Source organism: SAR86 cluster bacterium (genome assembly GCA_023703575.1).
GTDB lineage: Bacteria > Pseudomonadota > Gammaproteobacteria > Magnimaribacterales > Magnimaribacteraceae > Magnimaribacter.
In genome coordinates, this window is record CP097969.1 from 771,508 (window position 1) to 798,095 (window position 26,588).

General features: G+C 34.3%; 28 protein-coding genes. 19 read left to right on the forward strand and 9 right to left on the reverse strand.

From position 1 onward, the window contains the following. The first annotated feature begins 214 nt into the window (after nucleotides 1–214). The 10 genes from M9C83_03910 (at nucleotide 215) to M9C83_03955 (ending at nucleotide 7,541) form a co-directional block, all read left to right on the forward strand. The gene (locus M9C83_03910) at nucleotides 215–1,132 is read left to right on the forward strand and encodes an RluA family pseudouridine synthase (GenBank protein URQ67350.1); all 918 of its coding nucleotides are present in this window, start codon (nucleotides 215–217) and stop codon (nucleotides 1,130–1,132) included. Continuing rightward, entirely contained in the window at nucleotides 1,129–1,587 is a 459-nt protein-coding gene (locus M9C83_03915) for a hypothetical protein (protein ID URQ67351.1), read from the forward strand. Before M9C83_03910 ends, M9C83_03915 begins: the two co-directional genes overlap by 4 nt. 29 nt (nucleotides 1,588–1,616) lie before the next feature. Further along, nucleotides 1,617–1,814: a 50S ribosomal protein L32 gene (gene rpmF, locus M9C83_03920; GenBank protein ID URQ67352.1), complete on the forward strand. Its 198-nt coding sequence runs from the start codon at nucleotides 1,617–1,619 to the stop codon at nucleotides 1,812–1,814. A 4-nt stretch (nucleotides 1,815–1,818) separates the two neighbouring features. Further along, nucleotides 1,819–2,751: an ACP S-malonyltransferase gene (gene fabD, locus M9C83_03925; GenBank protein URQ67353.1), complete on the forward strand. Its 933-nt coding sequence runs from the start codon at nucleotides 1,819–1,821 to the stop codon at nucleotides 2,749–2,751. Continuing rightward, nucleotides 2,744–3,463: a 3-oxoacyl-ACP reductase FabG gene (gene fabG / locus M9C83_03930; GenBank protein ID URQ67354.1), complete on the forward strand. Its 720-nt coding sequence runs from the start codon at nucleotides 2,744–2,746 to the stop codon at nucleotides 3,461–3,463. The genes fabD and fabG overlap by 8 nt, the downstream gene beginning before the upstream one ends. Nucleotides 3,464–3,574: 111 nt before the next feature. Continuing rightward, the gene (gene acpP, locus M9C83_03935) at nucleotides 3,575–3,805 is read left to right on the forward strand and encodes an acyl carrier protein (GenBank protein URQ67355.1); all 231 of its coding nucleotides are present in this window, start codon (nucleotides 3,575–3,577) and stop codon (nucleotides 3,803–3,805) included. A gap of 20 nt (nucleotides 3,806–3,825) precedes the next feature. Continuing rightward, on the forward strand, nucleotides 3,826–5,064 hold the full coding sequence (gene fabF / locus M9C83_03940) for a beta-ketoacyl-ACP synthase II (protein ID URQ67356.1): 1,239 nt from the start codon (nucleotides 3,826–3,828) through the stop codon (nucleotides 5,062–5,064). Between the two features lie 93 nt (nucleotides 5,065–5,157). After that, a complete protein-coding gene (mltG, locus tag M9C83_03945) occupies nucleotides 5,158–6,000 on the forward strand; it encodes an endolytic transglycosylase MltG (GenBank protein URQ67357.1) in 843 nt (280 codons plus the stop codon). Beyond that, complete coding sequence (tmk, locus tag M9C83_03950) at nucleotides 5,990–6,607, forward strand: dTMP kinase (GenBank protein ID URQ67358.1); 618 nt, start codon at nucleotides 5,990–5,992, stop codon at nucleotides 6,605–6,607. The genes mltG and tmk overlap by 11 nt, the downstream gene beginning before the upstream one ends. Further along, nucleotides 6,600–7,541 (forward strand): AAA family ATPase, encoded by a 942-nt coding sequence (locus M9C83_03955; protein URQ67359.1) that lies wholly within the window; start codon nucleotides 6,600–6,602, stop codon nucleotides 7,539–7,541. The genes tmk and M9C83_03955 overlap by 8 nt, the downstream gene beginning before the upstream one ends. Here M9C83_03955 and M9C83_03960 read toward each other — a convergent pair. After that, a complete protein-coding gene (locus M9C83_03960; GenBank protein ID URQ67360.1) occupies nucleotides 7,518–8,375 on the reverse strand; it encodes an alpha/beta hydrolase in 858 nt (285 codons plus the stop codon). The genes M9C83_03955 and M9C83_03960 overlap by 24 nt on opposite strands. A gap of 95 nt (nucleotides 8,376–8,470) precedes the next feature. On the opposite strand from M9C83_03960, the gene M9C83_03965 reads away from it, so the two are divergent. From M9C83_03965 to M9C83_03995, 7 genes are all read left to right on the forward strand, one after another. Beyond that, complete coding sequence (locus M9C83_03965; GenBank protein ID URQ67361.1) at nucleotides 8,471–8,689, forward strand: glutaredoxin; 219 nt, start codon at nucleotides 8,471–8,473, stop codon at nucleotides 8,687–8,689. Continuing rightward, nucleotides 8,689–10,335 (forward strand): sodium:alanine symporter family protein, encoded by a 1,647-nt coding sequence (locus M9C83_03970; GenBank protein URQ67362.1) that lies wholly within the window; start codon nucleotides 8,689–8,691, stop codon nucleotides 10,333–10,335. Before M9C83_03965 ends, M9C83_03970 begins: the two co-directional genes overlap by 1 nt. Next, entirely contained in the window at nucleotides 10,336–11,292 is a 957-nt protein-coding gene (locus M9C83_03975) for an MBL fold metallo-hydrolase (GenBank protein ID URQ67363.1), read from the forward strand. Then, a complete protein-coding gene (locus tag M9C83_03980; protein ID URQ67364.1) occupies nucleotides 11,292–11,822 on the forward strand; it encodes a hypothetical protein in 531 nt (176 codons plus the stop codon). The genes M9C83_03975 and M9C83_03980 overlap by 1 nt, the downstream gene beginning before the upstream one ends. A gap of 75 nt (nucleotides 11,823–11,897) precedes the next feature. After that, the gene (locus M9C83_03985; GenBank protein ID URQ67365.1) at nucleotides 11,898–13,478 is read left to right on the forward strand and encodes a hypothetical protein; all 1,581 of its coding nucleotides are present in this window, start codon (nucleotides 11,898–11,900) and stop codon (nucleotides 13,476–13,478) included. A gap of 75 nt (nucleotides 13,479–13,553) precedes the next feature. Further along, nucleotides 13,554–14,252 carry an NIPSNAP family protein gene (locus tag M9C83_03990; GenBank protein URQ67366.1) on the forward strand — a complete coding sequence of 233 codons (699 nt, stop codon included), beginning with the start codon at nucleotides 13,554–13,556 and terminating at the stop codon, nucleotides 14,250–14,252. A gap of 2 nt (nucleotides 14,253–14,254) precedes the next feature. After that, nucleotides 14,255–14,989, forward strand: coding sequence for a hypothetical protein (locus M9C83_03995; protein ID URQ67367.1), 735 nt, complete (start codon nucleotides 14,255–14,257; stop codon nucleotides 14,987–14,989). Nucleotides 14,990–15,028: 39 nt separating this feature from the next. On the opposite strand, the gene M9C83_04000 is transcribed toward M9C83_03995, so the two are convergent. The 4 genes from M9C83_04000 to M9C83_04015 form a co-directional block, all read right to left on the reverse strand. Beyond that, nucleotides 15,029–15,796, reverse strand: a complete 768-nt coding sequence (locus M9C83_04000) for an SDR family oxidoreductase (GenBank protein URQ67368.1) — start codon at nucleotides 15,794–15,796, stop codon at nucleotides 15,029–15,031. An 8-nt stretch (nucleotides 15,797–15,804) separates the two neighbouring features. Continuing rightward, nucleotides 15,805–16,350 (reverse strand): hypothetical protein, encoded by a 546-nt coding sequence (locus tag M9C83_04005; GenBank protein ID URQ67369.1) that lies wholly within the window; start codon nucleotides 16,348–16,350, stop codon nucleotides 15,805–15,807. 203 nt (nucleotides 16,351–16,553) lie between these two features. After that, nucleotides 16,554–18,134: an alkaline phosphatase D family protein gene (locus M9C83_04010; GenBank protein ID URQ67370.1), complete on the reverse strand. Its 1,581-nt coding sequence runs from the start codon at nucleotides 18,132–18,134 to the stop codon at nucleotides 16,554–16,556. 68 nt (nucleotides 18,135–18,202) lie between these two features. Next, nucleotides 18,203–19,870 carry a hypothetical protein gene (locus M9C83_04015; GenBank protein ID URQ67371.1) on the reverse strand — a complete coding sequence of 556 codons (1,668 nt, stop codon included), beginning with the start codon at nucleotides 19,868–19,870 and terminating at the stop codon, nucleotides 18,203–18,205. Between the two features lie 77 nt (nucleotides 19,871–19,947). On the opposite strand from M9C83_04015, the gene M9C83_04020 reads away from it, so the two are divergent. Then, nucleotides 19,948–21,156, forward strand: coding sequence for a CoA transferase (locus M9C83_04020; GenBank protein URQ67372.1), 1,209 nt, complete (start codon nucleotides 19,948–19,950; stop codon nucleotides 21,154–21,156). 144 nt (nucleotides 21,157–21,300) lie between these two features. Beyond that, the gene (infA, locus tag M9C83_04025) at nucleotides 21,301–21,519 is read left to right on the forward strand and encodes a translation initiation factor IF-1 (protein URQ67373.1); all 219 of its coding nucleotides are present in this window, start codon (nucleotides 21,301–21,303) and stop codon (nucleotides 21,517–21,519) included. A gap of 1 nt (nucleotide 21,520) precedes the next feature. On the opposite strand, the gene M9C83_04030 is transcribed toward infA, so the two are convergent. The 4 genes from M9C83_04030 to icd are packed head-to-tail and all read right to left on the reverse strand — an operon-like array spanning nucleotide 21,521 to nucleotide 26,541. Next, nucleotides 21,521–22,687 (reverse strand): beta-lactamase family protein, encoded by a 1,167-nt coding sequence (locus tag M9C83_04030; GenBank protein URQ67374.1) that lies wholly within the window; start codon nucleotides 22,685–22,687, stop codon nucleotides 21,521–21,523. Then, nucleotides 22,684–24,939, reverse strand: coding sequence for an ATP-dependent Clp protease ATP-binding subunit ClpA (gene clpA / locus M9C83_04035; protein ID URQ67375.1), 2,256 nt, complete (start codon nucleotides 24,937–24,939; stop codon nucleotides 22,684–22,686). Before clpA ends, M9C83_04030 begins: the two co-directional genes overlap by 4 nt. Further along, entirely contained in the window at nucleotides 24,932–25,282 is a 351-nt protein-coding gene (gene clpS / locus M9C83_04040) for an ATP-dependent Clp protease adapter ClpS (protein ID URQ65831.1), read from the reverse strand. The genes clpA and clpS overlap by 8 nt, the downstream gene beginning before the upstream one ends. Beyond that, a complete protein-coding gene (gene icd, locus M9C83_04045) occupies nucleotides 25,282–26,541 on the reverse strand; it encodes an NADP-dependent isocitrate dehydrogenase (protein ID URQ65832.1) in 1,260 nt (419 codons plus the stop codon). The genes clpS and icd overlap by 1 nt, the downstream gene beginning before the upstream one ends. Nucleotides 26,542–26,588: the final 47 nt, after the last annotated feature.

Sequence of the window (26,588 nt, forward strand, 5' to 3'; positions counted from 1 at the left end):
AGCAGAAAGCAAAAGCCAATTATTATGGTTGTTTTGATAGGCGAATTACTTAATTTGCCACGCCTACGTAGCGATCGTTCTTGTGAGCTTTTTAGCTAATCTGCTTCTTAAATTAAACTCTAATTCTTTATGCGCCTTACAATTAACTCATTAAAATGCGCAATCTGGCGAGTATAATAGCTCATAAACCATCTATTACAAAGCTAAGTTAAATATGGAAGAAATTTTTCATCAAGTATCATCATATAAAGTAACTTCTGATTTCGAAGGGGTAAGGCTTGATAATTGTTTAATTTCAAAGCTAAAAGGGCTTCCAAGAACAAAAATTTACTCCATTATCAGAAAAGGTGAAGTAAGAGTAAATAAATCGAGAGCCAAACCAAGTCAAAAGCTTAAATTAGGAGATTTAATTAGAATTCCACCCTACAAACAGTCTATTAAGGTGTCGGGCATAGCATCAAGGAAAGATAAGGACAAAATTTTTGAATCTATAATAAAAGAGGAGAAGGAATTTTTAATATTAGACAAACCTGAAGGTATAGCATGTCATGGAGGGAGTGGAATTTCTTTTGGAGTTATTGAAGTAATAAGAAAGATAGATAATAAATATAAAGATGCTCATCTAGTTCACAGAATTGATAGAGATACTTCTGGCTGTCTTGTAATTGCACTAAAAAAATCTTTTTTGAGAAAATTGCATGAAGAGATAAGAAATAAGCATGTAGATAAAATCTATGATCTCATTGTTTTCGGAGAGTGGCCAAAGAGCTTAAAAAGTATAGAAGCTCCATTATCTAAAGAAAAAATAGGTTCAGGAGAGAAAGAAGCCGTTATTCACTCAGATGGAAAACCATCTATAACTCAATTTCAGGTTATCAAATCAACACAAAAATTTTCACAGTTAAAAGCAAAAATCTTAACGGGTAGGATGCATCAAATAAGAGCTCACACTAAATTCCAGGGATATCCAATTGTAGGAGACAAAAAATATGGTGACGAGAATCTTAATAAAAGTGAGAGAAAAAACGGTTTAAATAGAATGTTACTTCATGCCTTTTCAATCAATTTTAAAAACCTTGGTATAGAGTGTACTGCGGATACACCAAAACTATTCTCTGAGATAATGTCATGAAAATATTAAATTTAAATGAAGGCTCATTTCCTATAGTAATGGATTTAAACTTAAATTCCATCGATGTACCTGGTATAGGAATCTTAAAAGATACTCTTGTCGTAGAGTTAAAAATATCGAAATTATCATTAAACCTTCTTAAATGTGATGGCTATATCGGTGCTCAATTTATTGATACCTGTCAAAACTGTCTTGAAAATACAGCGGTTCTGGTTGAAGGATATATTGATACAACAATAAAAGACATAAAAGAAATCCATGCAGATTCCTCAGAACAAGATCAAACACATTATCAGGATTTAGAGTACTTCAATATTGATAATCTCATAGAAGAAGAATTAGCCTTAATTTATCCGGATATCGTAAAATGTGATCGGAAATGTCTCAAAAAAGAAGATACTTTGATTGAAGAAAAGAACTTACCATTTAAAAAAATTAGAGACTTGATCGATTAGTTAATTTAAAATCCGCGCCGGAGCGTATTATGGCAGTACAAAAAAGTAAAAAGTCTAAATCAAAAAAGTTACAAAAGAGAGCTCATCAATCTCTTTCTAATCCAACTTTATCCAATGATCCGGTTACTGGTGAAAGGCATCTCAGACACCAAATGACAGCAGACGGATTTTATAGAGGGAAAAAAGTTGTCGAAATTAAACAAAAAGAAGAGGAAATAGAGGAATAGTAACTTGTCGAGAAAACTTGGTTTTGTTTTCCCTGGACAAGGTTCACAGTCTATTGGCATGCTCTCAGAGCATTTCGCTGGCTCAAAAATTTTTAATAATATCTTCGATACTGCAAGAGAAGTTCTCGGAGTCGATTTCAAAAAACTAATTTTTGAAGGAACTTCCGATGATTTATCTGCAACAGAAGTTACTCAGCCTTTACTATTAACTGCTAATCAGGCTATTTGGAAAACTACCAATTTGAGTCCATCAAAAGTCGAGCTTATGGCTGGACATTCTCTTGGAGAATATTCTGCATATGTTGCAGCTGAATCCTTGAGTTTTGAAGAAGCTTTAATCTTAGTTTCTTTAAGAGCTAAATTCATGCAAGAAGCTGTCAAAGAAGGAGAAGGTGGAATAGCAGCAATCATAGGTTTAAATTATTTCGAGCTCTTGACTATTTGTAATGAAATTACCGAAGATGGAGATTTAGTCAGCATGGCAAATATCAATTCTGATAATCAGATCGTTATATCGGGGACAAAAATTGCTATAGATAAAGCCATAGAGATATGTAAGGCTAAAGGAGCTAAAAGGGCTATACCTTTAGCAATGAGTGTGCCATCTCATTGTAAATTGATGACACCCGCATCAGTAAAATTTTCAGAAGAATTAAACAAAATAGATTTTCTTCCTCCAAAAACTCAAATATTGCAAAACTTTTCCGTATCACACACTAATGACTTAAATGTCATTAAAGAGAATTTAGTATCGCAGCTGTATAGTCCTGTTAGGTGGTCAGAAACAATGGATTTTTTTGAAAAAACAAAAATTACAAATCTTTATGAATGTGGACCAGCAAAAGTTCTAACCGGTCTTGTCAAAAAAAGATTTAGAGATATTGAGATATCTTCCTTAAGTGATTACGATGAATTAAATTCCTTAAGAAATGTCTGAGATTAAAACTGCATTAGTAACCGGAGCCAGCAGAGGTATAGGTAAAGCTATAGCTGTGAAACTAAAAGCAGATAACTATAAGGTTCTTGGAACAGCTACGAGTGATCATGGGGTTGATACACTTAATAGTAATGGTATTGAAGGTTATTTATTAGATCTCAATTCAAAAGATTCAATTGATAGCTTTTGGAGTCAATTAGAAAGTGATAACAAAATAATATCTGTATTGGTGAATAATGCCGGCATTACAAGAGATAATATTGTTCTAAGAATGTCTGACGAGGAATGGTCAGATATTATGAATGTCCATCTTTATGGAACAATGCAATTAAGTAAAAGAGCATTGAAAATGATGCTAAAAAATAAATGGGGCCGCATAATAAATCTTTCGTCTGCTTCAGCCTCAATTGGCAATAGAGGTCAGTCTAATTATGCTGCTGCTAAAGCTGGCGTTGAAGCATTTACAAAATCCCTTGCAAAAGAGGTAGGGAAAAGGGATATAACTATAAATGCAATTGCTCCAGGATTTATTTCAACTGACATGACTGAAAATAACAAAGGAGTAAATGCAGATTATCTTGTAAAGGAAATACCACTAGGAAGATTTGGTGAACCTGAAGAAGTAGCATCTTTGATCAGTTTCATATGCTCTGATGGAGCTTCTTATATAACTGGACAAACCATACACATTAATGGTGGTCTTTACATGTAGGTATTTGACATTTTATTTATTTATAAAACTCAACAGAAGAATATTTTTTTAAAATTAGTATAATGCAGAGTTTCTAAAACCCACATCCTTGTTTTAGATAGGAGAGATAATATGAGTGTTGAAGATAGAGTTCAAAAAATCGTTTGCGAACAGCTTGGTGTCTCAGCAGAAGAAGTAAAATTAGAAGCTTCTTTTATAGATGATCTAGGGGCAGATTCACTTGATACTGTTGAATTGGTTATGGCTTTTGAAGAAGAATTTGAAATAGAAATTCCTGATGAAGAAGCAGAAGCAATTCAAACAGTAAAAAACGCTGTTGACTATATAAATAGTAATTCGTAAGTTCCAGCCTTAAGGCTTCTATGGCACGAAAAAGAGTAGTAGTTACTGGTCTTGGTATGTTGTCGCCAGTCGGTAACAACGTCACTTCTTCATGGAAGAAAATAATTGAAGGTTACAGTGGTGTTAAAGTAATAGACAGATTTGATACTTCAGATTTTGAGACTAAATTTGCTGCTACCGTAGATATTAATTCTGAAGATTATCTAGACAAAAAAGAAATAAGAAGAACAGATCCATTTATTCAATATGGTTTGATCGCATCTAATGAATGCTTGGATGATTCAGAAATAGATCTGGAAAATATAGATCTAAATAGATTTGGTGTTTCTATAGGTTCAGGTATTGGTGGTCTTGGGACCATTGAAGAAAATAAAACTTTACTTTTTGAAAGAGGTCCAAAAAAGATTTCTCCTTTTTTTGTGCCAGGAGCTATATCCAATATGGTATCCGGATATGCTTCTTTAAAATTTGGGTTAAAAGGTCCAAATATATCTATTGCCAGTGCTTGCTCTAGTGCAAGTCATTCAATCGGTTATTCGTTTCGTAGTATTGTTCATGGAGATGCAGACCTCATGCTTACAGGTGGCTCTGAAATGGCTACTACACCTCTTGGAATAGCAGGTTTTAATGCAGCCAAAGCTTTATCTACCAATAATGAAAATCCAACAGAAGCTAGTCGCCCTTGGGATCAAGACAGAGATGGATTTGTTTTGGGAGAAGGAGCAGGTTGTTTACTTCTTGAGGAATATGAACATGCTATTGCACGAGGAGCAAAAATCTATGCAGAGATTATTGGTTTTGGAATGAGTGCAGATGCCCACCACATTACCTCACCACCAAATGAAGGAGAAGGAGCTGCATTATCAATGCAAAACGCAATTTCTGATGCCGGCATAGAAGTTTCCTCGATTGACTACATAAACGCTCATGGAACATCTACTCCTGCTGGAGATATCGCAGAAACTAAAGCAATTAAGTCAATTTTTGAGAATGAAGTAGACGACCTGATTGTAAGTTCAACTAAATCTATGACAGGACATCTTTTGGGAGCGGCTGGTGCAATTGAAGCTATATTTTCAATATTAAGCATTAAAGATAATATCTGTCCGCCCACCATAAATCTGGATAATCCTGATCCAGATTGTGATCTTAATTACTCTGCGCACACCGCAACAAAAAAGAAAATAACCCAGTCTCTTTCTAACTCATTTGGATTTGGAGGCACAAATGCTACTCTAATTTTTAAAGAATTAGATTAAGTGAAAAATTTCAAATTTATCTCCATATCATTAGTATTTTTTGCAGTATTCTCTCTAACATTAGTCCATTTCAAAATTTACAAAGAGTCTTCAGTGATAGTAGATATCCCTGAAGGATCAAGTATCTCTTCGATATCAAATATATTATTTGAAGAAGGTTTAATTCTTAATCCAGTTCTTTTTAAAACTTACGCGAGATTTACTTTATCAGATAAAAAATTACAAGCAGGAGAATACTTCATTGATTCATCTCAATCTGTATACACTTTGAATAAAAAACTTGTAGAAGGAGATTTTTACTACAGAAAATTGACACTTTTACCAGGTTCCACTTTGAAGACTATATTAAATCTTGCTAATTCATCGAGTTTAGTGAATGACTTAGATAGTATTGATATTATTCTTGAAGAGGGAATATTTTATCCCGACACTTATTATTACTTGAAGGGAGAGACTTTCTCTTCTATTCTTGTTCAGTCCCATATGAGATGGAAAGAAATCTCCAATAAGCTATGGGAAAGCCGGGATGATGACCTTCCGTATGCCAACATAATGGAAGCAACAACAATGGCATCAATTATTGAAAAGGAAGGTGTTGAAAAAGAGACTATAGCAGGTGTATTTGTTAATAGATTGAAACTGAATATGAAATTACAATCTGATCCAACAGTGATTTACGCATTAGGTGATAATTTTGACGGTGATATTAAAAGAAAAGATCTGAGTATAAACAGTCCTTATAATACTTATCGATATAGGGGCTTACCGCCTGGACCAATATCTATTGTGAGTGAGGATTCATTGCGTGCAGCACTTAGACCTAAAAAAACTGATTATTTATATTTCGTATCTATGGGCAATGGATTTCATAAGTTTTCAAAAAATCTGATAGATCATAATAAAGCTGTTTTAGAGTATCAAATAAATGAAAGGTAAATTTATTACGTTAGAAGGGATTGAAGGATCCGGAAAATCTACAAGCCTAGAACATATCGCTAATACACTCGACAAAAAATCAATTGACTATATCTTAACTAAAGAACCAGGAAGCGGTTCTTTAGGGAACGAGTTAAGATCACTATTATTGAGCAGTGACAATAAAATTTCAGGCGAAGTAGAGCTTTTGTTAATGATGGCCGATAGAAAGAATCACCTTGATAGTTTGGTAATTCCTAATCTTAAGAATGGAATTTGGGTCATATCGGATAGATATTTAGACTCTACATATGCTTACCAAGGTGGAGGTAGGAAGATGGACGTTGCTCTAATTGATGAATTATCAAGTAGCTTAAATTTACTAGCTCCTGATTTGACTATATTATTTGATTTACCTGTAGAAATAGCTTTGGATAGAGCTAAACGAAGAGCTAGTTTAGATAGATTTGAAAAAGAACCAATAGACTTCCACAATAGAATAAGAGATATATATAAATCTAGAGCTGAGGAAGACTCAAATAGAATAAAAATAGTTGATTCTTCAGTTAGTTTTAAAGAAGTAAAAGCTCAAGTTGAATATATTATTTCTCAATTCCTAAATGAATAGCAATTTACCCAGTTGGTTGCAAAGACATATTAATATTTTTGATATTGAGCAGATTCACCATGCATTTATTATTTCTGGTTCAAAGGGTATAGGAAAAAGTCTTCTTATTGAGAGTCTATCTGAAAAGCTCTTGAATAATAAAATATCATTAGAGAACAATCCGGATTTCCATAATCTAAAAATACTTGATGAAAAAAAATTAATAGGGATAGACCAAATTCATGAATTAAGAGATAAGTTATATGAATCCTCTTTTTTAGGAAAAAATAAAGTTGCGGTCATAAATGAGATAGAAAAAATCTCTATAGATGGTTTAAATGCTATCCTAAAAATTCTAGAAGAACCTCCAAAAAATACTTACTTTTTACTTTCTACTAACTTTTTAAATCAAATTCCTTTAACTATTCAAAGTCGATGTTTGGATTTACGAATTTCCTCACCAGATATTGAGCAAAGCTTAGAATGGCTTTCTCATTATCAAACAAAGGATGCATTAAAGGCTTTAGAAATAACTAACAATTTACCTATTAAAGCTAAATATTTTTTAGATAATAATTTACTTGATACTAGGGATAATTTTGTAAAAGATGTTTCGGGTATCATTAAAGAAGGTAAAGACATTATTTCCATCTCCGAAAAATGGATCAAAGATAATGATACCCTTAATTTAAAATTAGAATGGATGTCACAAATTCTTTCTGACTCTATAAAATTTCATGCGGATAAATCTATTGAGAGTCTTACCAGCGATACTGATGCTATCAGCAAGTACTTAAGTGGTGTAGCTTCTCCAGAAAAAATACATAAGCTGATATCTAAAACTAATTATTTATGGAATTTATTTTCCAGAGAAACAAATCTTAGAAAAGATTATCAACTAGGTGCTTTGTTTATAGATTGGGAAAAATATTTAGGAGTCAGCAAAAAAGTTTAATAATTTCTTATTAAATTCATCAGCTTTTTCTAAATGTAGAAAATGGCCACAATCATCTAGAATTTCCATTTCTAAGTTTTGGTAGAAGTCTTGCATTCCATCAGCTAGTTTGTAATCAATACATCCATCATTCTTGCCATGAAAGTAAAGACAGGGGGGCTTAATTTTAGTTCCAAGAAGTTCAGATGACTTAGTATTAATTCTCTCTAATTGAAGTGATGCTTGAAAACTACACCTATAATAAGCTAAGGCCTTGGATAGTACATTTGATTTACTCAGCACGTTCACAACATTATTAGAATATTTTTTATAATCATTTAAGTCAGGAGACCATTCCCTCCATAATCTATGAATAAACTCATACTCATTCATTGGAACTGAAATTTCAGCTAATGGGAGTTGAAAAAAGAACATATACCAAGATTTTCTTTGTTGGTCACCATCAGTTAGCAGTGCAGTTTGGAAACTAACTCCGTAAGGAACAGATGCAGTAGAAAATTTATGTATTAAGTCAGGTCTCAATTGAGCTATACCATTTACGATTGGTGCACCCCAATCATGACCATAAATAAATATTTTCTCTTTACCGCTGACCGACTCAATAAAATCAATCATTATTTCCGATATTCTCAATGTTTGATAAGTATCTAACTCATTATCATTCTCTGAATAACCGGGCAAAAAGGGAGCTATTACTTTATATCCATTTTGTGAAAAAAAGTTAATTTGAGACTCAAAATTTTCTGCACAATCAGGAAAACCATGAACGAAATAAAGAGGTTTACCCGAACCCTTAGAGTAATAATTAATATCATTAGAAGTTTTTTTATCCATAAATGATGCAAACTTTAGTAATTAGATGTAGAAAATTTAATACCTTCAAGTATTATTAAATCTGGATATAGTGACAATTTAATAAGGAAATATCAATGATAGAAATATGGTCTAAACCTAATTGTGTATTTTGTGATAAAGCAGTAATGCTTTGTAAAATGAAATCGCTAGAATTTAAAAAATATATGATCGATGTGGATTATACGAGAGAAGATTTCATAGAAAAATTTCCTGATGCAAGAACCTTTCCACAAATTACCATGGATGGTGTATACATTGGTGGTTTTACTGAACTAGATGCGCACCTAGATTAGTGGAAACATTCACTAATATTTTAGAATTTCTAACCTACTGGTTAGTTGATCAATATTGGTTTCCTGTCTTCTTAATTGGTTCAGGTATCTTTTTTACAATTTACTTGGGTTTTCCTCAGATTAAATACTTTAAACATGGTTGGAGGATTCTGAGCGGTAGATATGTCAAAGATGATACTCAAGGCGAAACAACTCCCTTTCAAGCCCTTACAACTGCATTATCAGGAACTGTAGGGACTGGAAATATTGGAGGTGTTGCTTTGGCTATATTTCTTGGCGGTCCAGCAGCTATCTTTTGGATGTGGATTACTGCCTTTTTCGGCATGACTACTAAATTTGTTGAAGTAACTCTTGCACACAAATATCGAGAGATATTGCCCGATGGATCTATCTCTGGTGGACCAATGTATTACATTGAAAATGGTCTCAATATGAAATGGTTAGCAATTTTGTTTTCAATTTGCTTGCTTCTTATGTGCATTGGCACAGGAAATATGCCCCAAATTAGTAGCATCGCCGTAATTATGAACGATACTTTTGACATTCCTAAATATGTCACTGGAGCTATTCTCGCAATATTACTCTGGATGGTGATTATTGGAGGTATAAAGAGAATAGCACAAATTGCATCAAAATTAGTTCCGTTTATGGCTTTTTGGTATCTCGTGGGATCATTTGCAGTGATTATTTCAAATTATGAAAATATTATTCCTTCGCTTCAATTGATTTTTATCCATGTATTTACTCCCGCTGCAGCTGTTGGCGGTTTTTTAGGGGCTTCAGTAGCTGCTGCCCTCACAAGAGGAGTTAATAGAGGATTATATTCAAATGAAGCTGGTCAAGGTTCAGCGCCTATTGCCCATGCTTCCTCTAAGACTGAAAATCCCATTGAGGAAGGGATGGTTTCAATTTTAGAACCATTCATAGATACCATTATCATCTGTACAATTACCGGTCTTGTTATTCTCTCATCAGGTGTCTGGACTGAGAAATTTGAAAATAAATTTGAAGAAAGTGCGATGTGCTACCTTGATGGAAATTATTCTGATCAAAATCAAGAGGATATACCACTCCTTCAAGACTATCTCTTATCTTGTTCTGGAAATGAAACTTTTACTGGAAGAGAAGAGATAGTTGATGGTGTGATGCAAAATACTTCAGTTACATTGATGCATAATCGTTCTGTTGCAGAACAAATTTTATATAAGCTGGACGGAGAGGTTTTTAATGGTTTTGTAGATATTGAAAATGGAAAATTAAATTCTACCAACTTAACTGTAGAAGGAAATTCATTATTAATAGGCGCAGATCTAACTGGAAAGGCTTTCACGAGAAGTATATTTGGTGAATATGGTCAGTATATTGTTGCAATAGGTTTACTGCTATTCGCATTTTCTACTGCAATCGCTTGGTCTTATTACGGCGATAGGGCAACAGTACACTTATTTGGGGAAGGGTGGGTCCTTTATTATAGAATTATTTACGTCGGAGCTTTTTTTACTGCAGCAATAATCGATACAAAAATTGTATGGGATATCGCAACAGTTATAGGACCCATTGCCACTGTCCCCAACCTATTAGCAATTTTGTTTTTAAGAAAAGAAATAAAAAAACTTGATGCAGAATATATTGTCGTAAAAAATTAAATGACACTCAAAGCATACTCAATTTTTCTTTTGATCTCTATTTCGATCTTAAATCTCAAAGCTTCTGATTATGAAATTACAGTTTTAGCCACGAATACTGCAAATTTCGGAGGAATTGGTGAGTGGAGCTTTTCGGCTCTATTAGAGAGTGATGATGAAAAAGTTTTATTTGATACTGGATTTAATGAGAATACAGTACTTCATAACGCAAAACTCCTTGGAAAAGATTTAAGTCAAGTAGAGAAGGTGATCCTTAGTCACTTTCATGGCGATCATACTGGTGGTCTGATTAAACTTAGAAAAACCTTCATGGAAATAAATCCAAAAGCATTCTCAACTGTTTACGTTGCGGAGGGTTTTTTTGAACAAAGGTATGATCAAAATGGAGAATTAAGAGGTTTTATTGGAGGTTTTAACAAAGTTGATAACTTCCTAATGGAGACTGATAAATTAGGTATTAAATTTATAATCCTTGAAGAACCAAAAGAAATTTCTAAAAACTTATATTTATCTGGACCAGTTGAAAGAATACATGAAAAAGTTGTTGTATCTCCAGGTTTTTACACAAAAAAAGATGGGAAACTTTATGATGATTTAGTACATGATGATCAATCTTTAGGAGTATTGACTGAGCAAGGCTGGTATATGATGTCTGGATGTGGACATGCCGGCATGATAAATACCGCACAAAAATTTCAGAAAATTAAAAATAAAGATGTAATAGGAGCTATAGGTGGATTTCATCTGTTTAGGGCTAGTGAAGAAGTGGTAACAAAAACGGCATTGGCATTAAAAGAGTTCGGATTAAAACAGCTTGTAGGTGGACACTGTACAGGTATTCATGAAGCAAGAAAGATTGCAGACATTGCAAAAATACAAAATAATGATCTTTCTCATGGAGCTATAGGAACTGTTGTCACTAAAGATCTTAAAATTTTAAGAAGTTCTGTTGAGTGATGTTCGAACGTGAACTGATCATTTTAATTGTACAGATTATTGCTGCACTTGGCGTTGTTGTATCTGTTGTTTATCTTGGAGTACAAATAAATCAACAAAATAAAATAACCAAAGCTCAATTTGGTCATTCACTCACGCAGAGACTTTATGAAAGATATTTTGAGACTTCAACTAATAAAGATTATGCCGAATTTTTAGCAAAAGATTGGAATGCTGATGATTTAACCCCAACAGATATCACAAGAATTCAAATGGCTGTGATAACATATTTAGTAGATATTTTCGATGTATATGACAAGGTACAAGAAGGACTAGTTAATAAAAGTCATCTTGAAACAAGAATGAATACTCTGAAGTTAGGTGTCATGAAAACAACGGCTGCAAAAGTTGTTTGGTCTTATTGGAAAAATAATAGAGAACAAAGCTTTATAGATTGGTTTGAAAGTGAGATTTATGATGATGAAGCAGCAGGGAATGTCTCTCTAGAAGAGTCTCTAAAGATGTCTAAGGAAGTTAACACTGTTAGATAGTCTTCAGAGTAGCAAGTAGTTTTTTTAAATTAAAAATTTATAGTAATATTGATATAAATATTTAAGGGGAACAACTTGATCAAGCTCTTACTAAAATCAGTAATTATTTTCTTTCTTTTCAGCTGTGGAAAATCTGATGATAATAAAATTGAATTATTTGTATCTGGAGCTCAAATAGCCGGTGTGAATGGTATGCATTTTGGACCTGATGGTCTTCTTTATGCTGCTTCTGTTATAGGTTCAGATATTTCAATCATAGACACAGAAACCAATAAAATTGTAAAAAGATATGATTTGTCAGATGGTGTCATTGGCCCTGATGATGTAGCTTTTAATTCTAAAGGAGAATTTTATTGGACTTCAATTCTTACAGGTGAAGTAGCAGGCTTTGATATAAATGGAGAAAAGGTTATAGCAGGTAATCCTGGACCTGGCGTTAACCCAATCACATTTTCTGATGATGATAGATTATTTGTTGCTCAATGTTTCTTTGACAATGGATTGTTTGAAATGGATCCCACAGGACAAACTGCTCCTAGAATTATAAAAGAAGAGATAGGAGAATTTTGTGGATTAAATGGTATGGATTGGGGCCCTGATGGAAGACTTTATGGACCTAGATGGTTCAATAATGAAATAGTTAGTGTAAACGTAGATACAGGCGAGATCAGAAAGGAAGTAGGGGGGTTGAATGTTCCTGCTGCTGTGAATTTTAACTCTAAAGGTGAACTTTTCATTTTGGATACCGGTGATGGAAAAGTTGTAAAAGTTGCCGATGGCATCAAATCAGACTATGCCTATGTGGAACTTGGTTTGGATAACCTGGCTATTGATTCTAATGATGATGTCTTTGTTTCAAGTTATTCAGAAGGAAGTATTTTAAAAGTGTCTCCAGATGGTATTGAAAAGGTTTTACCCGGAGGCATTTCACATGCAGGTGGCATTGCAGTCTCGGGTAATGATATTGTTGTTGCTGATATACAATCTGTTAAAGCTTATAGCTTAATAGATGGCTCTGAATCTTGGAATTATAAAAATGTGTTTAGAATTTCACCTCATGGTGCAAATACATCGGTCTCAACTTTCGATGATTATGTAATATTATCTAGCTGGTTAGATAATCACGTTAAGATTATGAGACCAGATACTGGTGAAATTCTAGAAAGTCTTGATGGATTAAATATACCAGTTTCAGCAACTAAATATGGAGATCGAATAGCGGTAGCTTTGCAAGGCGATAAATCAATCACTTTATTTAATGTCCAAAATGGAGAAGGGGAGATATTAGCAGACGGATTCATGGCTCCTACTCATGTAATAAACTATGAAGAAGACTTGCTTGTTTCGGATAGATTAAGGGGCCAAATAATACGTGTTAATAAAGGAGGAGATCAAGAGGTGATAGTTGATGGTCTAGATTCTCCTGAAGGAATTGCGATAAAAGATAATTCCATCTACATTTTTGAAGGAAATACCGGTCAAATAAAAAAGTTTACTGAAGGTCAGATTACAGTTATAGCTGAAGTCATGCCTGGAAGTCCGGTACAATCAGAACTTCAACCTCCTTCAATGGTATTCAACGGACTGGCTATTAAGGATAATTATCTATATATATCAGGGGAACTGGAAAGGTCCTTGTTTCGTCTAGCTCTTTAGACATCACATAAAAGTCATATAAAAATTTGTGACAAAAATAAAAAAATGAATTATCTTAATCACAAGGAGAATTATATGAAAATTTTAAGAAATTTATTGCTCACAACTATTTTGTCATTTACTGCATTCACTTATTCTGATGTTGCAGAAGTATATCAATGGAAAGCTTTTCCAGGTAAAAGTGCTGAAATGATGGAAAGTATGGCGAAAGCTGCTGAAATCCACAGAAAACAGGGTGCTCATGTATCAATTGATGCTCACAATGTAGGATCTACGCAACTAGTAAATTATGTTTTACGTTGGGATGATGGAGCATCATATGCCGCCACTAAAGATGCACAGACTAACTCAGAAGAATGGGTCGAGTTTTGGGCTGAATCAAGTGCTAACCCTTCTGGTGAAATGATGGCTAGTTTTCAAGGAGCTAATATAGACCAAAGTGTCATGGCGTCTGATTTTGATGGTTCTTATGTTTATTCCGTAGCTGTATGGGAAGTACAACCCGGTAAGGCATTGGAATTAATACAGAGATTTCAAACTGCAGAAAAAATACTTGAAGATGCTGGGGCGCGTGTAGAAATATATCAAGGAGGTTGGGGTTCAGTGAATGAATTTCATTATGTTTTGATGTACGAAAATTGGGCTGCTCTTAATGAAAGCTTCACTAAAATGGGCCCGGGTAGTGATTGGGCTGAGTATATGGCTAGTTCAGCTCAACAAGAAATTATTTCTACTCAAACAGCATTTTTCACTGCACAAACAATGGGACAATAATCATGAAAAACTTTATTTTATTAATTTCATCATTTTTATGTTTAAACCTAGCTTCTCTACCTACTTGGACTGCTCTAGAAGTTGAAATTAAGCCAGGGAAATATGAACAGCTGCAGCAGGGTTTAGATGAATTGATGAACTCACCAGTAGGAAAAATGTATCCAGGCTCAGTAGAACTAAACTGGCATTTAAATAATGGCGACAATCCAGCAACACATACAATAGTCAATCTTTTTCCATCTATGGTAGCTTCAAATGAGTGGGGGGCTGTATTTTGGTCTCCAGAAGCAACATCTATTAGACAAAAATGGTTTGACACCCTCAACGACAGCGCTGATGTTGTTAGGGACATGTCATTTATTCAAATTGCGAATTGGCAACCAGAGGAAAATCCTCAAGACTATCCTTATGTTGAATATGTACCAATGCAAACAACAGACACAAGAGCTGTGATTGAGGCTTTAAATAAATTCATAGCAACTGATGATGGGAAGAAGTTCCCAGGATTAGTTTCTATGCATCAATGTAACTATTGCGGAGAATCAGATACTAATTCTGCTCTAATAGTTCAATTTAAAGATGTAAAGGATTTAGAAAGCTGGTATGAAATAACTACTACTTCTGATGCTTTTGTAGATTACTTAAGTGATGCAAGAGAGGGGACTACCTTCCTTGGAAATTCGTTGGTTCTAGTTTTAAGTACATGGAACAATACACCCGAGACTTTCAATCAATAGAAAGGAAAAATAAAAAAGGCTCCAAAGCGGAGCCTTTTTTTATGCTGCTGTAAAACCTCCGTCTGCTAAATATACACCACCATTACAGTATGAAGATTCATCTGAACCTAGAAAAAGAGCCAAATTGGCCATTTCTTCATTGGTTCCATATCTACCTGAAGGTATATTGGCAGTTACGTTTTCTCTGAAATTAGATGGATCGTCTGGTTGGGATTGAGTGCCCAAGGATTCCATCATTCTGTTATCAATGGGGCCTGGGGCTAGAGCATTAAATCTTATACCTTTCTCTCCGTATTCTAGACAGGCGGTTTTAACCATTCCACAGACAGCATGTTTACTAGCAGAGTAGGGACATAAACCGGGAAAGCCTACGACGCCTGCGCCAGAAGCAACTGCTACTATAGAACCATAGCCTTGATTTTCCATATGAGGTATTGCGTATTTAAAGTATAGCCAGACACCTGTGACATTGACAGTCAGTGTATGATTAAAATCTTGCACTGAATAATCAACTAAAGGTTGCACAACCCCTTCAGTTCCAGCATTTGCAATTACGATATCAACTGAACCAAAAGTGTCCTTAGTTTTTTGTACCGAATCCCTAATAGCTATTTCATCTGTAGATTCAGCGACACAAAAAGCAGCATTATTAGGTTTGCCTAAACGATTATGTACTTCAATAAGTTTATCTTCGCTTCGACCAACCATCATTACATTGGCTCCCTCGTCTAAATATTTTGATACAGTTGCAAAACCAATGCCGCCAGTTGCTCCTGTAATGATGGCATTTTTATTTTCTAATCTCATAGAGATAATTAATAAACTCTTTTTAATTCAGCTATATTTGTAGTTGGTGACCCATCTAACATAACCGTGTTCTGAAAAGTTATTGAATCATTATTATTCATAACCCATTTCATGCCTGTAACAAAACTTTCATGTTCAGCATGTAAATCCACCTTAGATCTGTCTAATTTAAAAATCATAGTATCTTCAGATATACTTTCAACTGCAAAGACTGGTTCAGTTCCTAAGCCACAATAGTGTCTTATAACCAGATCTCCATCGTCATCACTATATGTCGTTAGCATTTGGACTCCGTCTTCAATTAGAGTCTCAGTAATAGTATTACCTCCAGAAGTAAGGGCAAATTCATAGGAAACGTTTATAACAGTTCCATTCAGTCCCTGAATCATTGTTCCTTCCCATTTACCTAGCTTCTTCTTAACTTGTTCAAACGCTACACTTTTTTTCTCAGATGCCATTTCAACATCTCCTATCTTTACTACTTCATCAGCAGCAAGAGAAAATGAAAATAAGAGAGAAATAAGCAGATAAATTGTCTTTATTTTAGTTTTCATTTGTTTCCTCATTAATTAAAACCTATCTATAATTTATAACATCTTCCAATAATTGCAATAGAAGTCATATTCTTTGTCTAGCTGTTTTGATACTAGATATAGGTGATATAAAATCCTAAAACACTATATTAGGTTATTATATATGCGCATAATATATATTATGTTAAATTAAATATTATCCACATAATTATCAAAAGCTATTATCACGAGTAAGGTTTATTATGCTCTACCCTAAATACGTATGGTTCTAATACTTCGTATTCCTTAGATTTAACAGTAGAAACATATTTGAATTGGACCTCTACATCTAATTCCGTAATATTTAATGAAACGTATCCTTGGTTTCTGCCGTTCACCCATACTAAATCTTTATTATCTTTTATGAATTCATCCTCAATGATTTCAGTTTTATCTTTAAAAGTGTCACCAAAACTAGGCGATGATATTGCAGGTGCTCCTATCTCTATTCCAACAAATTCATTATATTTGTCATATAAATTTGAAAACCAAGAATTATGTGAATCACCAGCTAATATCAAGTTAGATTCAGAATTTGATATATTTTTATAAAACTCTTCCCTTTCTCTTGGATATCCATCCCACTGGTCAGTATTAAACGGTAGTTCTTCTCCTGCTAATTCACTTGTGTAATAAGAACTATCATTTGAAATTTCTTCATTTTTAAATATTTTAGGTAAATATTTTGGTCCTATTAGAAGTTGTTGTCCGAATATTGACCATCTATATTTCTTATCAACTTTATTTCTAACCCATTCCAATTGCTCCTTACCAAGCAAAGCTCTAGGCTTTAGAAGGTCTTTTTTAAACTGCTCTTTATTTAATTTTTTGTCATAAAAATATTGTCCAATCTCTAATTGCTTTTCTCTTCCATAAAGTCTCGTATCCAGCATCATTAAATTTATTAAATTACCTACTGAAAAACTTCGCCATATTTTTTCTCTTTCCTTAACTTCACGGATAGGCATCCATTCATAATATGCACGTATAGCATTATTTTTTCTGTCATAAAATGAGCCTTCATCTGGCGAATGGTTTTGTGCTCCTAACTTCCATGTATCATTAGTTATCTCATGATCATCCCATACAACAATCATGGGTTTTGATTTATGTAGGAGTTGAAGATCCTTATCGCTTCTATAGGTAGCATATCTTTTGCGATAATCATCTAATGTAATGATTTCATTTGATGGATTAACTTCTCTTCCCATTTTCTTGGCATCAGACGACGCATAGCCCTCTCTACTATATTCATATATGTAATCACCTAAATGTAAAACTAAATCTATATCGGCATCTCTTGCCATTTCTTTATATGCATTGAAATATCCTGATGGATAATTAGAACAGCTGCAAAACGCTATGTTGAATTTATTCGGATTTTTTACTGGTAATGTAAAAGTTGTACCTGTTTCTGAATAGACTCCTCCTGATTCAAATCTATAAAATAATTTCTTTGCATTAACTTCTATTGGAATCTGAGCATCTATCTTTACTATGAAATTATTTTCTTTTTCTGAGATATATGATCCATTGACAATAATATTTAAGAAATCTTTATCGGATGAGACTTCCCAATTTACCTCTTGATTTGTAGAGCTAGGAGTAGTTAATTTTGTCCATAAAATCACATGTGTGTTAGTAGGATCACCACTTGCAACTCCGAAATCGAATGATATTGGTTCTTTTTTTACTGAAGGAAATATCTTGAAAGAAAAAGAAGCAATTGTTAATGCTAGAGCTTTAAAAAACAATCTTCTGTTCATAAATGGAACACTACCAAATATCTATTACATTAAAGTCACATTACTGTGTATTTTTATGGGAAAGAAGATCAATAAACTATGGAAGAATTAATTGAAATATCCGCCCTACCCCATATTTCCTTAAACTTATTGAGAGCTTCAATAGACTCTTCTTGATTATTTAATTTTTTTTGTGCGAGATGTAGTCCGAAGTAAGACCATCCATTTCTTGGGTAATCTTTTAAATCTTTTTCAAAAACTAACGCTGCTTCCTCAAATGAATTATTCATTAAAAGTGCATGACCTAAAGTTTGACGGGTTGGATAATACCAAAATGGAGGTTCTGTATATGGAAGAGTATCTTGGATTATTACAGCTTCTTCAAAAGAAGTTATAGCCTCACTATATTTACTGGAGTACATATCAATCGATCCTGAAGCAAGTAAAGAAGCTATTTTCATTAATGATTTTGTTGGGTGACCTGCCATTACCATGGCGTTTACTTCTTCAGACTCAATATCATTTAATATCATGCTTTGAAATCTATTTGCCTCAAGTGAGTTTCCGTTAGCAGCATGTGCAACAGACATAGCATAGTTGAAAATAGAATTGGAAAATTTGAAATCATCATCTGGTCTTTCATAAGAAAAAACTTTATCCCACTTTGCAAATCGCACGTAAGACAATAAAGGTATTGTGTGAAAGAATTCTAAAAAAGGTATATTTCTAATTTGCTCTGGCGAAACATAATTTGATACCTTTATTGCTGATTCAATAGACAAGTCGCTCATACCTTCCATTGTTGATGCGGCCCAAAGGAAATGGACATTATGAGGATAATACAAGGCCGGATAAAAACCTTGAGCATTACATTGAGCAATATACTCCTCATCGACCTTTGCTGCTGCTATGTTAGCTAATGATGCATCTTCATATCTTCCCACTCTCCAATAGATATGAGATGGCATATGTACTAAATGACCAGCTCCAGGAACCAAATCAGCTAACCTATCAGCGGCTTCTTCTGCCCTACCAGGATCACTTGATGCTTCTACAGCATGTATATAAAGATGAATTGCCAAAGGATGATTTGGATCCTTATCAAGAACTGATTCGATAGTATTAATGACTTTAATTGTATCTGGTTTGGGATTACCATCTTCTGCCCAATAGTTCCAAGGCATTGTATTCATCAAAGCCTCAGCATATAACGATGCTGCATCTGTGTTATCGGGATATTGAGACGAAAGTGCCTCCATTGCTTCAGCATAAGCAATATCAAGCGGCATTCTTGAGGAATTCACATCCCCGTTATATCTTGATTTTAAAGTCAGAATAAAGTCCTTTTCTTTCGGTGAAGCAAATTCTATTAACGCTATGGCTTTATTTGTTTTCTCAAAAGCATCAAGTCGGTCTTGAGGACTCATTATTGCCTTGCCATCACTTGTAACATTAATATTTGGACCCAAGGCCAGAGCTTCTCCCCAGAAACAAATTGCACAATTAGGATCTAATTTTTGAGCAGCTTTGAAGCTTCGAATAGATTCGGCATGATTGAAAGCAAACGCCATAATAAGACCCTGATTAAAATACTCCTGTACGCCTTCGACTTTAGAGGAAATGGTAAAAGAATGAGATCCAAGTCCATTTAGTAATGGTGCACCAGCTTTTTCTATTAAATCATTTCGATCAATCGAAGCATCTTGAGAACATGAGTAAACAACAAACAGAATAGGTAAAAGTATTTTTAATTTCATAAAGTTAATATAACAAACTGACCTATACATTCAAGATGAGTCATTGAGCTTCTAAACTCTGTAGTACAATCTCACCTGTGAAGCCATTAAATGGGGTAAAAGTAATCGATCTGACGCATATGTTAGCTGGACCCTATGCTGGAATGGTTTTAGCAGATTTAGGAGCAGAAGTTGTTAAAGTTGAACCCTTAGGAAGCGGAGAAATGACTAGAGGATTATTAAAAAATGATCCAAATTATTCTTTCAAAAACTTTGGAGCTTATTTCCTAACTTTAAATAGAAATAAGAAAAGCGTCTCTATTGATCTTAAAAACAAAAAAGGTCTGGAAGTTTTTTATGATCTTGTAAGATCCGCTGATGTAGTACTCAATAACTTTAGTGCCGGAGTGGTAAGTAAGTTAAAAATTGACTTCGAAAATTTGTCTTCAATAAACCCAAAGATAATTACTTGTTCTATCACTGGGTTTGGTGAAACTGGCCCACATTCTACCAGACCTGCATATGACCAAATTGTTCAAGCCTATAGTGGTGGTATGTCGATTACAGGAAAAGATGCAAAGTCGCCTACAAGGGCTGGAATACCAATTGGAGATTTAGGATCTGGACTATATAGTGTTATCGGAATCCTCTCAGCCCTATATTCAAGAGAAAAAACACAAAAAGGACAACATATAGACTTGTCTTTACTTGATGTTCAAATATCACTTCTAACTTACATGGCTACTATGCAAACTTTATCAGGCATAGATCCTGAACCAATTGGAAATGCTCACTTTGTTCATGTACCTTACAACAGTTTTACAACTAGTGATGGTTTTGTCGTGATAGCAGTTATAACAGATGAATTCTGGCAATCCCTCAAATCAGTGGTGAATGTTGGCTCTTTGGATGATTCAAAATTTGATTCCTCTATCGACAGGCTTAAGAATCAAGCATTTATTGAAAATGAACTTAACAAGGTACTTTCCACTCAAACATCAGATTATTGGATTGATAAGTTAAATAAAGCGAAAGTTCCCTGTGCACCGATCAATAAATTCAGTGATGCATTAAATGATGAGCAAGTTAAACACAGAAATATGATAGTTGAGGTTGAACATCCTGATGGCGGTTTTGTTAAAATGCCTGGAAATCCAGTTAAGATGTCTTATACAAATGAGGAATCCTACTCTTCCCCACCACACTTAGGGACCAACACAAGAGAAATATTAAAAAATTGGTCAAATTATCAAGAAGATGAAATTGAGAGCCTTGAAAACGAAAAAATTATCCAATCAATAGACTAGGATATATTTATCCAAAACATATGCAGCTAAAGCTATAAAAATGGTAATTAATGCCAAACAAAGTAGTAGCGTTTTAAATTTAAATTCTTTTTCTTTCATCTTTTGCTTTAGTAATTAAGCTATCTGTAAGAAAATGTATTATATATGGCAAAACAAGATTTAATAGAAATGGATGGAGAGGTTATAGAAACCCTTCCTAATACTACCTTTAGAGTTAAATTAGATAATGATCATGTCGTGACTGCTCACATATCTGGGAAAATGCGTAAACACTATATTCGAATTCTTACGGGCGATAAGGTAAAAGTGGAAATAACCCCTTATGATCTATCCAAAGGAAGAATTATTTTTAGAGAAAGATAAATTATTTATTTATTTCTTCTATCAGAGAAATTAGAAAATTAAGTCTATGCCCTCCAGAGTATCTATCCAGAGCTGCTACGTCTCTCGCGCTATGCATTGCTATGACAGTTCTTGAATCTGGATCTACCCAAATAAACTGTCCAAAAATACCATCAGCATAATATGATTTATATCCAAATCCGGCTAGCCACCACTGGTATCCATAGTAACTGAAACCTGGAGATGGTTTAGTAGACCTAATCATCCAATCATTAGGTAATGTATTTCTACCATCCGGTAAGACACCATTTTTTAATGCAAAAAGACCTATGCGGGCATAATCTCTTAGTGTTGCATTTATACAACAACCTCCAAGCTCTTGGGAATAATCACTATCTAACGCCCAATAAGCATCAAACTCCATTCCAAAAGGTTGCCATATTTTCTTTTCTAAATAAGTAGAGAGATTTTGTCCAGTTGCTGCTCTCACAATTCCTCCTATGACATTGGATTCAGCAGTGTTGTAGTTAAATTTAGTACCAGGTTTGTTTGATACTTCAAGTTTATTAAGATAGCTATAAAGCTTAGTGTCATTAAATCCAGAGGCTATATTTACGTCTGAATTAGCATCAGCATAATCTTCATTCCAATCTATACCAGAAGACATCTGTAACACGTCTTCTATGGATACATTCGAATAATTTCCTCGATTTAAATCAGTTACATAAGTGGATACCAGATCATTTACTGATTTGATAAAACCATCTTTAATTGCAGCACCGATCAGCATAGATGTAACAGATTTAGTTACTGAAAATGACATCCACTTTGATGTTTCATCATTACCAAAATTATAATTTTCATAAAGGATTTTATCGTCCTTCACTACAATTAGGCCGGCTACCTTAAATGTATTTATATAATCATTTATAGTAAATTTCTTACCCCCATATCTGTAGGTAAGAGAATCGAGATTTATTAGTTGGTAAGAAAGAGAATAAGGGTCAGAACTTTTGTTTATAAGTCTGGTTGGAAGGATATGTTGTATATTTTTGAATCCAAGAAGTTTCTCTTCAGTATTCCAAAATAGGATTGACTTTGGAGCTTCATCACTGCTCAACTCATTTTCAGATCCAAAAAAAAGAAATGAAAGACAAATTAAATATGCAGCTAAGATAAACCTTATCAAGAGACTTTTTCTTTTTTCTTTGAGGTTTCTTTAAAATCTACTTTTATTTCATTATCTTCCAGAGATACGAAGGCAATACCACCAGATTTTGATAATTTGCCAAATAGAATCTCTTCAGCGAGGACTGTTTTTATACTGTCTTGTATAAGTCTCTGCATAGGTCTAGCACCCATATTCTTATCATATCCGTTCTCTAGTAACCAATCTCTAACTTCTTCGGAGACTTCGAGTTGAACTTTTTGAACCTCTAATTGAACTTGTAGTTCAACTAAAAATTTATCGACTACCGTACGAATAACTTCTGTTGGCAAAGGATTAAATTGTATGATTCCATCAAGTCTATTTCTGAACTCAGGAGAAAAGGTCTTCTTAATCATTTCTGTAGCATCACTTGTATGATCTTGAGACTGAAAGCCCATACTAGCCCTGCTCATATCTTGAGCACCAGTATTTGTTGTCATTATCACAATGGTATTCCTAAAATCAGCCTTTCTACCGTTATTATCCGTTAAAGTTCCATGATCCATTACTTGTAGAAGAATATTGAAAACCTCTGGGTGAGCTTTCTCTATTTCGTCTAACAGTATTACTGAATGCGGATGTTTATTCACAGACTCAGTGAGTAAACCGCCTTGATCATAACCGACATAACCAGGAGGAGCTCCAATCAACCTCGAGACCGTATGTCTTTCCATATATTCGGACATATCAAACCTTACAAATTCAATACCCATTATTTTAGCAAGTTGTTTACTAACCTCTGTTTTACCTACTCCAGTCGGACCAGAGAACAAAAATGATCCAACTGGTTTTTCATCTACTCTCAGTCCCGCTCTGGCAAGCTTTATTGCTGAAGAAAGACTCTCTACTGCTATATCCTGACCAAATATGACTCGTTTGAGATTTTCCTCTAATTTTTCTAAAGATTTCTTATCTGATGTAGATACTGTTTTTTCCGGTATTCTAGCTATGGATGCTACGATCTTTTCAATGTCTAGTTCGTTAATAGTTTTTTTTCTTTTAGAAATAGGAACTAATTTCTGTCTAGCGCCAGCTTCGTCGACTACATCGATTGCCTTATCAGGAAGAAATCTATCATTGATATGCTTTGAAGCCAAAGAAGCAGCTGCCTTCAGAGAACCTTCTGTGTATTTAATTTCGTGATGTTCTTCAAAGCGATCTTTGAGTCCTTTTAATATATTGAAAGTCTCATCAACAGTCGGTTCACTCACTTCTACCTTTTGAAACCTCCTTGATAAAGCTCTATCTTTTTCAAAAATACCTCTAAATTCTTTGTATGTAGTTGATCCGACAAATTGAAGTCCACGTTTTGCTAATGCAGGTTTAAGAAGATTGGAGGCATCCATAACACCACCAGAAGTAGCTCCCGCACCTATGATGGTATGAATTTCGTCAATAAATAATATTGCAGAACTATCATCTTCTAATTCTTTCAAGACTGCTTTTAATCTTTCTTCAAAATCTCCTCGATATTTTGTACCCGCCAGTAGCGCCCCCATATCTAATGAATAGATAACACTATCTTTGATCAAATCTGGAACTTTATTTTCTGTGATTAATTTAGCTAATCCTTCAGCAATAGCTGTTTTACCAACTCCTGACTCACCTACTAATAGAGGATTATTTTTACTTCTACGCGCTAATATTTGTACAACTCTCTCTATTTCAGAAGTTCTACCTATTAAAGGGTCTATTCTCCCTTCTAATGCTTCTTTATTTAAGTTAGTGGTAAATTGTTCAAGAGCATTGTTTGACTCTGGTTCATTAGATTCACCTGTTTCTACGCTATCAGGATCAGTATTTTCGCTTCTTCCATGACTTAAATACGATACGGCATCTAGTCGAGTTAAGCCTAATTGCTCTAAAAGGAAGACACTTTGTGACTCTTTCTCACTAAAGATAGCCACAAGTATATTACTGCCTTTAACTTCGTCTTTACCTGAGGACTGAACATGAAAAACGGCTCTTTGTATTACTCTTTGAAAGCCCAAGGTTGGTTGGATGTCAATTTCAGTTTCTTTTGATATCTTGGGAGTTGTTGAACCTATAAATTCTTGAAGATCAACGCGAAGTTGTTCAATATTTACTTTGTTTGAAGTTAATAATGCAATTGCGTCAGAATTTTCTAAAAGCGCAAGCAAAAGATGCTCGACAGTAACAAATTCATGTTTTTGATCTTGTGCAAGTTTAAAAGCATTATTTAAATTTTGTTCTAATTCTTGGTTAATCATCTTCGTCAATTTCCTCTATATCGCTTAATAGCGGGTGACCATTTTCTTTAGCAAAATTATTTACTTGAGCGCTCTTAGTTTCTGCCACTTCTTTGGTAAAGATACCACAAACTCCCTTTCCATGTGTATGAACAGCTAACATTATTTGCTGGGCCTTATCACCATCAAAACCAAAAAATATTTGCAATACATAGACTACAAACTCCATAGGAGTGTAATCATCATTAAGGAGAATAACTCTATAAAGAGAGGGTTTCTTAACTTTAGGTTTTTCTAAAGTTGCTACTGAAGAAGTGTTTTGATTTTGGTCTTCGCGATTTTTATTATTTTTTACTAAAAGCATTAATCCATATTTGAAATTATTGCCTCTCCAAATTCAGAGCATTTTAATAGGCTTGCCCCACTCATAAGCCTCTCGAAATCGTAAGTCACAGTTTTTTGGCTGATCGTTCTGGCTAAACCTTCAATTATTAAATCTGCAGCCTCCATCCAACCCATGTATCTCAACATCATTTCTGCTGAAAGAATTAATGATCCTGGATTAACTTTATCTAATCCAGCATATTTTGGAGCAGTTCCATGAGTCGCTTCGAATAATGCTATTTTTTCACCTAAGTTTGCACCTGGTGCTATTCCTATCCCTCCTACTTCTGCCGCTAAAGCATCCGAAATGTAGTCACCGTTTAAATTTAAAGTAGCTATAACACTATACTCGTCAGGTCTTGTAAGTATTTGCTGAAGAAAAGCATCGGCTATAACATCTTTAATAACTATTTCTTTTCCTGTAATTGGGTTAGTTAATGTATGCCATGGTCCTCCGTCTAATTCTTTGGCATCATACTTTGAAACTGCAAATTGATAACCCCAATCTTTAAATGAACCTTCGGTAAACTTCATTATGTTACCTTTGTGAACCAAGGTAACAGAGTCCCTATCATTATTTATAGCGTACTGGATAGCTTTGTCTACTAATCTCTCTGTACCCTGCTTAGAAACTGGTTTGACACCTATTCCACAATTTTCCATAAATCTTATTTTTGTTACACCCATTTCTTCAGTAAAAAACTTTATTACTTTATCAGCCTCTTCAGTCCCTGCTTCCCATTCAATACCTGCATAAATGTCCTCAGAATTTTCTCTGAAAATCACCATATCTGTTTTCTCAGGAGACACAACTGGGCTTGGTACTCCGTTAAAATATCTAACCGGCCTTTGACATACGTAAAGATCTAATTCTTGTCTCAAAGCAACATTTAAGGACCTAATACCACCTCCTACTGGAGTGGTTAATGGGCCTTTAATGCCTACAAGATAAATTTCTAAAGCTCTAAGTGTTTCAGGCGGAAGCCAATTATCTTCTCCATAAACCATTGTAGACTTCTCACCGCAGTATATTTCCATCCATTCAATCTTCTTCTTACCACCATAAGACTTATCTACCGCACTATCAACTACACTAATCATAGCAGGTGTAATATCGGAACCTATACCATCTCCTTCGATAAAGGGAACTATAGGATTGTCAGGTACTACAAGTTTTCCTGAAGAATCCATTGATATTTTAGAACCACCTTTGGGTTCTATTATGTGCTCAAATTCCATGATTGCTCTGTATAATTAAAATTGGTGGTGCATTATATATTATTTAG

What these genes read in the sequence shown, in the direction of transcription:
- M9C83_03910 (URQ67350.1), top strand. Translation starts at nt 215, where the DNA reads ATGGAAGAAATTTTTCATCAAGTATCATCATATAAAGTAACTTCTGAT.
- M9C83_03915 (URQ67351.1), top strand. Translation starts at nt 1,129, where the DNA reads ATGAAAATATTAAATTTAAATGAAGGCTCATTTCCTATAGTAATGGAT.
- rpmF (URQ67352.1), top strand. Translation starts at nt 1,617, where the DNA reads ATGGCAGTACAAAAAAGTAAAAAGTCTAAATCAAAAAAGTTACAAAAG.
- fabG (URQ67354.1), top strand. Translation starts at nt 2,744, where the DNA reads ATGTCTGAGATTAAAACTGCATTAGTAACCGGAGCCAGCAGAGGTATA.
- acpP (URQ67355.1), top strand. Translation starts at nt 3,575, where the DNA reads ATGAGTGTTGAAGATAGAGTTCAAAAAATCGTTTGCGAACAGCTTGGT.
- fabF (URQ67356.1), top strand. Translation starts at nt 3,826, where the DNA reads ATGGCACGAAAAAGAGTAGTAGTTACTGGTCTTGGTATGTTGTCGCCA.
- tmk (URQ67358.1), top strand. Translation starts at nt 5,990, where the DNA reads ATGAAAGGTAAATTTATTACGTTAGAAGGGATTGAAGGATCCGGAAAA.
- M9C83_03955 (URQ67359.1), top strand. Translation starts at nt 6,600, where the DNA reads ATGAATAGCAATTTACCCAGTTGGTTGCAAAGACATATTAATATTTTT.
- M9C83_03960 (URQ67360.1), bottom strand. Translation starts at nt 8,375, where the DNA reads ATGGATAAAAAAACTTCTAATGATATTAATTATTACTCTAAGGGTTCG.
- M9C83_03965 (URQ67361.1), top strand. Translation starts at nt 8,471, where the DNA reads ATGATAGAAATATGGTCTAAACCTAATTGTGTATTTTGTGATAAAGCA.
- M9C83_03975 (URQ67363.1), top strand. Translation starts at nt 10,336, where the DNA reads ATGACACTCAAAGCATACTCAATTTTTCTTTTGATCTCTATTTCGATC.
- M9C83_03980 (URQ67364.1), top strand. Translation starts at nt 11,292, where the DNA reads ATGTTCGAACGTGAACTGATCATTTTAATTGTACAGATTATTGCTGCA.
- M9C83_03990 (URQ67366.1), top strand. Translation starts at nt 13,554, where the DNA reads ATGAAAATTTTAAGAAATTTATTGCTCACAACTATTTTGTCATTTACT.
- M9C83_03995 (URQ67367.1), top strand. Translation starts at nt 14,255, where the DNA reads ATGAAAAACTTTATTTTATTAATTTCATCATTTTTATGTTTAAACCTA.
- M9C83_04000 (URQ67368.1), bottom strand. Translation starts at nt 15,796, where the DNA reads ATGAGATTAGAAAATAAAAATGCCATCATTACAGGAGCAACTGGCGGC.
- M9C83_04005 (URQ67369.1), bottom strand. Translation starts at nt 16,350, where the DNA reads ATGAAAACTAAAATAAAGACAATTTATCTGCTTATTTCTCTCTTATTT.
- M9C83_04010 (URQ67370.1), bottom strand. Translation starts at nt 18,134, where the DNA reads ATGAACAGAAGATTGTTTTTTAAAGCTCTAGCATTAACAATTGCTTCT.
- M9C83_04015 (URQ67371.1), bottom strand. Translation starts at nt 19,870, where the DNA reads ATGAAATTAAAAATACTTTTACCTATTCTGTTTGTTGTTTACTCATGT.
- infA (URQ67373.1), top strand. Translation starts at nt 21,301, where the DNA reads ATGGCAAAACAAGATTTAATAGAAATGGATGGAGAGGTTATAGAAACC.
- clpA (URQ67375.1), bottom strand. Translation starts at nt 24,939, where the DNA reads ATGATTAACCAAGAATTAGAACAAAATTTAAATAATGCTTTTAAACTT.
- clpS (URQ65831.1), bottom strand. Translation starts at nt 25,282, where the DNA reads ATGCTTTTAGTAAAAAATAATAAAAATCGCGAAGACCAAAATCAAAAC.
- icd (URQ65832.1), bottom strand. Translation starts at nt 26,541, where the DNA reads ATGGAATTTGAGCACATAATAGAACCCAAAGGTGGTTCTAAAATATCA.